The organism is Kitasatospora sp. NPDC057512, from assembly GCF_042802135.1.
Lineage (GTDB): Bacteria > Actinomycetota > Actinomycetes > Streptomycetales > Streptomycetaceae > Kitasatospora.
Genome location: NZ_JBHVET010000417.1, coordinates 1 through 7,394, shown reverse-complemented (window position 1 = coordinate 7,394; position 7,394 = coordinate 1). Strand labels below are relative to the sequence as shown.

The following is a 7,394-nucleotide window of genomic DNA, read 5'->3' as shown; positions in this document are numbered from 1 at the left end:
CGCCGGGCCCGCGTGCGCCGGACCCGCATGCGCCGCGCCCGTGGCGTGGGCACCGGCGGCATGCGCACCTGCGGCGTGGGCACTCGCCGCGTGCACACCCGTGGCATGCGCGGCGGGGGCGTGCACGCCACCCGTGAGCGCCCCGGGGGCGTGCCCGGCGGCCCGCCGCCGGCGGCCGAGCGCGGCCCGGGCGGCATGCTCCTCGGCGGCCTGTCTAGCGGCCAGGTAGGCCTGTACGGCCGCCATGCCGTAGACGGGCTGGATGAGCTGGTGGCCCTTGAAGAAGGGCCTGGCCGGGGCGAACCCGGCGGCGACCACGAGGTCGCGGATCTCTGCTATCTCGGCCTCACTGCGGGCGGTGAAGCGGACCTCCCAGCCCTTCTTGTACGTATGCCCCTTCTCGCCGCTGCGGCGGGCGGGGTCCGGGCGGCGGACGTATCCGGGCAGACGGCCGAGGCGGAGCTGGGCCGCGCGGAGGCCGGCGGTCTCGTCACGTGACATGACGTAAGCCTAGGCAATCCCCGGGGCGGGATTGACGCCTTGGGGGTCCCTCGCCGTATGCCTTTGATCACTCTGGGTCAGGCGACCAGGTCGGCGATCGTTTTCGATCACATATGACAACCTGATGAGCGTCAATTACTCCAAATGAGTGAGGGTATGAGGACTTTAGTGCGGGCTGATCCCGGTTTCGCGACGGTTGAGTAACAGTGCGTCAGGGTCTCGGTCGCGGGTCCGGACGGTTGGGGATGGTGTCGGCATGAGCTACCGGATTCCGTCGCCGCCGCCGTCCCTGGAGGAGCTGGCGAAGCGTCAACAGAACGTCGTCACCGCGAGCCAGTTGCGCGCCCGAGGCGTGCCGGCCCGGATCATCACCGAGCACTGCCGCCGGGGCGGCCCCTGGCAGCGGGTGCTGCCCCGGGTCTACCTGTTGCAGTCCGCCGAGCCCACCCCGGAGCAGCGGATGTGGGCCGCGCTGCTGTACGCCGCGCAGAACGGCCGGGAGGAGGGCCGCCGGGAGGGTGCGGTGATCACCGGGACGGCCGCGCTGGCGCTGTACGGCTTCACGGTTGTGCCCCGGTTGCCCGCGGTGACCGGGGTGGATGTCCTGGTGCCCCGGCAGCGCCGGCTGAAGGACGTCGGCGAGGTGCGGATCCGGCGCACCGAACGGGAGTTGGTGGCCCGCTCGGTGCACGGCCTGGCCTGTGCCCCGGTGGCCCGGGCGGTCGCCGACGCGCTGGTCGAGTGGACGGCGGAGCCGGGTGGCGCGGCGCCGGTGCGCGAGGTGCTGCGGGAGGCCGTCGCCCTGCCCGGGAACCGCTGCACGGTACGGGAGTTGGTGTCCGAGCTGGCCGACTCGGGGCTGACCGGCGAACCGCGGGTGCGGGCCGCGCTGGACGAACTGCTGGCGGCCGAACGGGACTTGGCGCTGGAGCGGATCGGCCGCCTGGCGGAGGAGTGGCTGCTGCCCGCCCCGCTGAACGCCCCCGAGCTGCGGATGCGCGGCGGCACGTACATCGCCGTCCCGGACCTCTACTGGCCGGAGCGGGGCGTCGCGGTGGAGGTGGACTCGGAGCTGCGCAGCGTGAGCGAGGGCGAGGCCGCCTGGGTGCGCGGCGGCCAGCACCGGATGGAGTACCTGGGCATCCGGGTGGTGTACGTCTGCGGGGCCGCGCTGGCCGCCGACCCGGACGCGGTCGGCGGCGAACTGCGCGAGGCGTACCGGGCCGGCGGGACGGACGTGGTGGAGCTGCTGGTGGTCTGAGCGGACCGCGCCGACCGGACCGCGCCGGCCGACTGGACCGCGCCGACCGACCGGAGCACGCCGGCCGACCGGACCGTGCGGCCGGACCCACGGCCCGCCCGCACGACACGCCCTCCGGAGCCGTTACGAACGGACCACCGGTGCGCCGACCAGTTCGACCCCGGCCGCCCGCAGCTCCGTCAGTGCGGCGGCGGTGGTCTCCGGGCTCACCCCGGCGGTGAGGTCCAGCAGCACGCGGGTGGTGAAGCCCGCCCGGGCGGCGTCCAGCGCGGTCGCCCGGACGCAGTGGTCGGTGGCGATGCCGACCACGTCGACCTCGTCGACCTGCCGCTCGCGCAGCCACTCCACCGGACCGCGGTTGTTCTCGTCCAGCCCCTCGAAGCCGCTGTACGCCGCCGAGTGGGCGCCCTTGTCGAAGACCGCCTCGACCGCGCCGGAGATGACGGCGGGCGCGAAGTTGGGGTGGAAGCCCACGCCCTCGGTGCCGGCGACGCAGTGCGGCGGCCAGCTGTCGACGTAGTCCGGCTCGGCGGAGAAGTGGTCGCCCGGGTCGATGTGGTGGTCGCGGGTGGCGAGGATGTGCTGGTAGCCGGGGGAGGCCTCGGCGATCAGGTCGGTGATGGCGGCGGCCACCTCGGCGCCGCCGGCGACGGCCAGGCTGCCGCCCTCGCAGAAGTCGTTCTGCACGTCGACGACGATCAGTGCCCGGTGCATGGCTCGCATCCTCGGATCTCGGGGGCCCGCGGGAGGCGGCGCCCCGGTGGGGGAGCCCTCGGGAGTACGCGGCCCGGCCGTGCCGGGCGCGGGGGGTACTCGGGGAGCTCCGGGGGAACTCGGGGAACTCTACGGCTGACTCTAGGGAGTGGCACCCGGGGGCGGAAGCCCCGGGGCCCGTCCGGGAAATCCCGTCCGCGCGGGCGGGATCCCCGGGGCCGGTCCGGTGGTCCGGCCCCGGGTTCCGGTCAGCGGCCGGGCCCGGCGGGGAGGACCAGTTCGGTCGGCAGCACCGGGTCGCCCTTGGACAGCTGGGTGGCCGACAGCGGCAGCGCGGCGCGGGCGCGCACGTGCCGGTCGCGGGCGGCGCTCAGCGGCTCCCGGCCGACGGTCTCGCCGCCCAGGACCAGCGGCACCTGCGTCAGGTGCGGGCGCAGGTAGTCCGGGACGGGGCCGGTGCCGACCACCTCGGCCTCGGCCACGCCGTCGGCGTCGGGCCGGCGGGCCGCCCACTTGCGGCCGCCGATGCTGGTCTTGCCGCCGGCCGCGCGCTTGGCGACCGGTACCAGCGGCCCGCCGTCGGTCTCGGCCCGGGCGACCAGCTTGTAGACCATCGCGCAGGTCGGGTGCCCGCTGCCGGTGACCAGGCTGGTGCCGACGCCGTAGCCGTCGACCGGGGCGGCGGCCAGGGCGGCGATCGCGTACTCGTCCAGGTCCGAGGTGACGATGATCCTGGTCCGGTCGGCGCCGAGGTCGTCCAGCTGGCGGCGGACCCGGTGGGCCAGCAGGGTGAGGTCGCCGGAGTCGATCCGGACGGCGCCCAGGTCGGGGCCGGCCACCTCGACCGCGGTGCGCACGGCCTCGCGCAGGTCGAAGGTGTCGACCAGCAGCGTGGTGCCCTTGCCCATGGAGGCGATCTGCGCCTTGAAGGCGTCCCGCTCGCTGTCGTGCACCAGGGTGAAGGCGTGGGCGGCGGTGCCGGTGGTCGGGATGCCGTGGGTGAAGCCGGCCTCCAGGTCGGAGGTGGCGGCGAAGCCGGCCACGTAGGCGGCCCGGGCGGCGGAGACGGCGGCGTGCTCGTGGGCCCGGCGGGCGCCCATCTCGATCACCGGGCGGCCGCCGGCGGCGGCGGTCATCCGGGAGGCGGCGGCCGCGATGGCCGAGTCGTGGTTGAGGATCGAGAGGATCACCGTCTCCAGGATCACGGCCTCGGCGAAGGTGCCCTCGACGGTGAGCAGGGGGGAGCCGGGGAAGTAGACCTCGCCCTCGGGGTAGCCGTGGATGTCGCCGCGGAAGCGGTAGTCGGCGAGGAAGCGCAGGGTGGACTCGTCGACCACGTCCTGGTCGGCCAGCCAGTCCAGCTGGGGGGTGGTGAAGCGGAAGTTCTCGACGGCGTCCAGCACCCGGCCGGTACCGGCCATGACGCCGTAGCGGCGGCCGCTCGGCAGGCGGCGGGTGAACACCTCGAAGACGGAGCTGCGGTGCGCGGCCCCGCTGCGCAGGGCGGCCTGCAGCATGGTGAGCTCGTAGCGGTCGGTGAGCAGGGCGGTCGAAGCGGCCGCTCGCACGGAAGTGGCGTCCATACGGATGATGCTACTACCACTTAGCGTCAGAGTGACGATTTCTCGTCGAGCGCGCCGGGTCGGAATCGCCCGGGTGTCCCCCGGATGGCAGCATGGGGCATGAGGGGTTACGGACGACTGTGCAGCGAGGAGGACCGGGGTGAGCGTCGCGCCCGTGGAGATCGAGCGCCCGGAGGTCGAGGGGGTGCCGGTGACCGAGCCGGACACGCCCTGGGTGACCATCGTGCACAACGACCCGGTCAATCTGATGAGCTACGTCCAGTACGTCTTCCAGGCCTACTTCGGCTACCCGAAGGACAAGGCCCGGAAGCTGATGATGGACGTCCACACCAAGGGCCGGGCGGTGGTCTCCAGCGGTTCCCGCGAGGAGATGGAGCGCGACGTCCAGGCGATGCACGGCTACGGCCTCTGGGCGACGCTGCAGCACGACTGACGCCGGGCCGACTGACGCCGGGCCGACCGATGCCGGGCCGACCGGCGCCGGCCGTACGACCGAAGACGACGAAGACGGGCTGACCGATACAGATGGCTGGGTTGTTCGAGAGCACCGGCAGTGGTGGCGCGGCGATCGCGCTGGACGAGTGGGAGGCCTCCATCCTGCGCTCGCTGGAAGTGCAGGTGCTGGAGCTGATCGGCCCCGGCCCGGGCGGCGAGGGCGGCGACCCGCTGGCCGCGCTGTTCGCCGAGGGGCCGACCGAGGCGCCCGCCGACCCGGTGCTGGCCCGGTTCTTCCCGGACGCCTACAGCGACCCGGAGGAGCCGGCGGACGAGGAGGCCGCGGCCGCGTCGGGGGAGTTCCGCCGCTTCACCGAGCTGGACCTGCGGGCCCGCAAGCGGGACGACGCGCTGTTCGTCGTCCGGGCGCTGGACGGGCTGGGTGGTGGCGGGGTGCTCAAGCTGGCCGCGCCCGACTGCCTGCGCTGGCTGGGCGCGCTGAACGACCTGCGGCTGGCCGTCGGCGTCCGACTGGAGGTCACCGAGGACGACGAGGACGGCCTCTACGAGCTGCCCGACGACGACGAGCGCAAGCCGCTGGTGATGGCGTACCTGTGGCTGGGCGCCCTGCAGGAGTCGCTGCTGGAGGCGATGGCGGACTGACCTGCGCGGACTGCTCCGCACGGACCGCTCTGCGGGTCGATCCTGCCCGATTCCGGGCAAGCCCCGGCCGTTTTGTCCAGAATATGGACGATCAGCTGGGGCATTTCCTATGAAAATCGGGCAAATCATACCAGGCTATGCTCAAATAACGCTCAGATGGACGCCGCTATCCGAACCCTGCGTGGTACGACTTCTCCACCCCCGAGACCGACCAGGACGGTGCACAGTGGCCGAGAAGTTGTACGACGAAAGGGTCGATACCCCACCGGACGCGGAAGGCTATGAGCGCGGGCTCGGCAGTCGCCAGATCCAGATGATCGCGATCGGCGGCGCGATCGGCACCGGCCTGTTCCTCGGCGCGGGCACCGCGATCTCCCGCTCCGGTCCGAGCCTGATCCTCTCCTACGCCGTCGCCGGCCTGGTGATCTTCGTGATCATGCGGGCGCTCGGCGAACTGCTCACCTACCGCCCGGTCTCCGGCAGCTTCGCCGAGTACGCCCGGGAGTTCCTCGGCCCCTTCGCCGGCTACGTGACCGGCTGGACGTACTGGCTGTTCTGGGTCGTCACCGGCATGGCGGAGACCACCGCCGCCGCCGTCTACGTGCGGTTCTGGGCACCCGGCATACCACAGTGGGCCAGTGCGCTGACCTTCCTGGTCCTGCTCTACGCGGCCAACCTGATCTCGGTGAAGCTGTTCGGCGAGATCGAGTTCTGGTTCTCCATGGTCAAGGTCACCGCCATCATCGGCATGATCCTGATCGGCGTCGGTGTGCTGACCCTCGGCTTCAGCAAGGCCGGTGACACCGCGTCACTCGGCCACCTGTGGCAGGACGGCGGCTTCTTCCCGGAGGGCATCGGCTCCACCGTGATGACCCTTCAGATCGTCATGTTCGCCTACCTGGGCGTCGAACTCGTCGGCGTCACCGCGGGCGAGAGCGAGAACCCCGAGAAGACCCTGCCGCGGGCCATCAACACCCTGCCGTGGCGGATCATGCTGTTCTACATCGGCGCCCTGGTGGTCATCCTCTCGCTCGTGCCGTGGACCGAATTCCGGCCAGGCGTCAGCCCGTTCGTCGCCGCCTTCGGCAAGATCGGCATCCCGGCGGCGGCCGGCATCATCAACTTCGTGGTGCTCACCGCCGCGCTCTCCTCCTGCAACTCCGGGATGTACTCCACCGGCCGCATGCTGCGCGACCTCGCGCTGCGCGGGCAGGCCCCGGGACGGCTCACCAAGCTCAACTCCCGCCGCACCCCGGCCTTCGCGATCACCGTCTCCTGTCTGCTGATGGGCATCGGCGTGGTGCTCAACGGCGTCGTCCCGGCGCGGGCGTTCGAGTACATCACCTCGGTCGCCACGGTCTGCGGCCTGTGGACCTGGGCGATGATCCTGATCTCCCAGATCCGCTACCGCCGGGCCTGGCGGGCGGGCCACCTGCCGCCGCCCACCTTCAAGGCGCCCGGCGGCACCTGGGTCAGCGGGGCCGCGCTCGCCTTCCTCGCCGTGGTCGTGGTGCTGATCGCACTCGACCGGGACAACCGGATCTCACTGTTCGTCTTCCCGGTCTGGGCGCTGCTGCTGGTCGGCGGCTACCAGGTGCTCAAGCGCCGCGACCCGCAGGCCGTCCTCGGCGCCGCCCCGGACGGGGCACCCGCCCCCGCCGGGAAGGCCCTCGACGGGAACGCCCTCGACGGGAACGTGGACGCCCGCTGACCGCGCCTCGGACACCCGGCGGACGGCCGCCGGGGCGTGGCTATCCTGACCGCATGCTGACCATCACCCGAGAACTCCGCGACCGGATCGTGGCCCACGCCCGCGCCGACCACCCGGACGAGGCCTGCGGCGTGGTCGCCGGACCGGCCGGCAGCGGCCGGCCCGAGCGGTTCGTCCCGATGCTCAACGCGGCCCGCTCGCCCACCTTCTACGAGTTCGACTCGGGCGACCTGCTCAAGCTCTACCGCGAGATGGACGACCGGGACGAGGAGCCGGTGATCGTCTACCACTCGCACACCGCCACCGAGGCCTACCCCTCGCGCACCGACGTGAGCTACGCCTCCGAGCCGTTCGCCCACTACGTCCTGGTCTCCACCGCCGAGGGCGACGGCGAGGAGGACCCCTACCAGTTCCGCTCGTTCCGCATCGTGGACGGCGAGATCACAGAGGAAGACGTGCAGGTCGTCGAGGCCTACCCGGTGTGACCGGTGCCGACGCAGACCCGGCCCGCCGACCCCTCCGAAGG

The 7,394-nt window shown here is 72.5% G+C and carries 8 protein-coding genes; 5 read left to right on the top strand and 3 right to left on the bottom strand.

What is annotated here, in order from left to right; translation table 11 throughout:
- A partial coding sequence (locus ACFU6K_RS24770; RefSeq protein WP_380666462.1) for a hypothetical protein occupies positions 1 to 501 on the bottom strand: 501 nt, incomplete at its 3' end.
- 256 nt (positions 502 to 757) lie between these two features.
- On the opposite strand from ACFU6K_RS24770, the gene ACFU6K_RS24765 reads away from it, so the two are divergent.
- On the top strand, positions 758 to 1,762 hold the full coding sequence (locus tag ACFU6K_RS24765; RefSeq protein WP_380666460.1) for a hypothetical protein: 1,005 nt from the start codon (positions 758 to 760) through the stop codon (positions 1,760 to 1,762).
- A 123-nt stretch (positions 1,763 to 1,885) separates the two neighbouring features.
- Here the strand turns inward: ACFU6K_RS24765 and ACFU6K_RS24760 are convergent, their stop codons facing one another.
- Both ACFU6K_RS24760 and ACFU6K_RS24755 read right to left on the bottom strand, forming a co-directional pair.
- Positions 1,886 to 2,476, bottom strand: a complete 591-nt coding sequence (locus ACFU6K_RS24760; protein ID WP_380666458.1) for an isochorismatase family protein — start codon at positions 2,474 to 2,476, stop codon at positions 1,886 to 1,888.
- A gap of 248 nt (positions 2,477 to 2,724) precedes the next feature.
- Positions 2,725 to 4,059 (bottom strand): nicotinate phosphoribosyltransferase, encoded by a 1,335-nt coding sequence (locus tag ACFU6K_RS24755; RefSeq protein ID WP_380666456.1) that lies wholly within the window; start codon positions 4,057 to 4,059, stop codon positions 2,725 to 2,727.
- A 139-nt stretch (positions 4,060 to 4,198) separates the two neighbouring features.
- Between ACFU6K_RS24755 and clpS the strand changes: the two genes are divergently transcribed.
- The 4 genes from clpS (at position 4,199) to ACFU6K_RS24735 (ending at position 7,353) form a co-directional block, all read left to right on the top strand.
- A complete protein-coding gene (gene clpS / locus ACFU6K_RS24750; RefSeq protein ID WP_049654313.1) occupies positions 4,199 to 4,492 on the top strand; it encodes an ATP-dependent Clp protease adapter ClpS in 294 nt (97 codons plus the stop codon).
- Positions 4,493 to 4,584: 92 nt separating this feature from the next.
- Positions 4,585 to 5,157, top strand: coding sequence for a DUF2017 domain-containing protein (locus ACFU6K_RS24745; RefSeq protein WP_380666454.1), 573 nt, complete (start codon positions 4,585 to 4,587; stop codon positions 5,155 to 5,157).
- A 226-nt stretch (positions 5,158 to 5,383) separates the two neighbouring features.
- Positions 5,384 to 6,868 (top strand): amino acid permease, encoded by a 1,485-nt coding sequence (locus tag ACFU6K_RS24740; RefSeq protein WP_380666453.1) that lies wholly within the window; start codon positions 5,384 to 5,386, stop codon positions 6,866 to 6,868.
- Between the two features lie 53 nt (positions 6,869 to 6,921).
- Positions 6,922 to 7,353, top strand: coding sequence for a Mov34/MPN/PAD-1 family protein (locus tag ACFU6K_RS24735; protein ID WP_380666452.1), 432 nt, complete (start codon positions 6,922 to 6,924; stop codon positions 7,351 to 7,353).
- Positions 7,354 to 7,394: the final 41 nt, after the last annotated feature.

Coding starts and splice junctions, on each gene's coding strand:
- ACFU6K_RS24765 (WP_380666460.1), top strand. CDS start 758: ATGAGCTACCGGATTCCGTCGCCGCCGCCGTCCCTGGAGGAGCTGGCG.
- ACFU6K_RS24760 (WP_380666458.1), bottom strand. CDS start 2,476: ATGCACCGGGCACTGATCGTCGTCGACGTGCAGAACGACTTCTGCGAG.
- ACFU6K_RS24755 (WP_380666456.1), bottom strand. CDS start 4,059: ATGGACGCCACTTCCGTGCGAGCGGCCGCTTCGACCGCCCTGCTCACC.
- ACFU6K_RS24745 (WP_380666454.1), top strand. CDS start 4,585: ATGGCTGGGTTGTTCGAGAGCACCGGCAGTGGTGGCGCGGCGATCGCG.
- ACFU6K_RS24735 (WP_380666452.1), top strand. CDS start 6,922: ATGCTGACCATCACCCGAGAACTCCGCGACCGGATCGTGGCCCACGCC.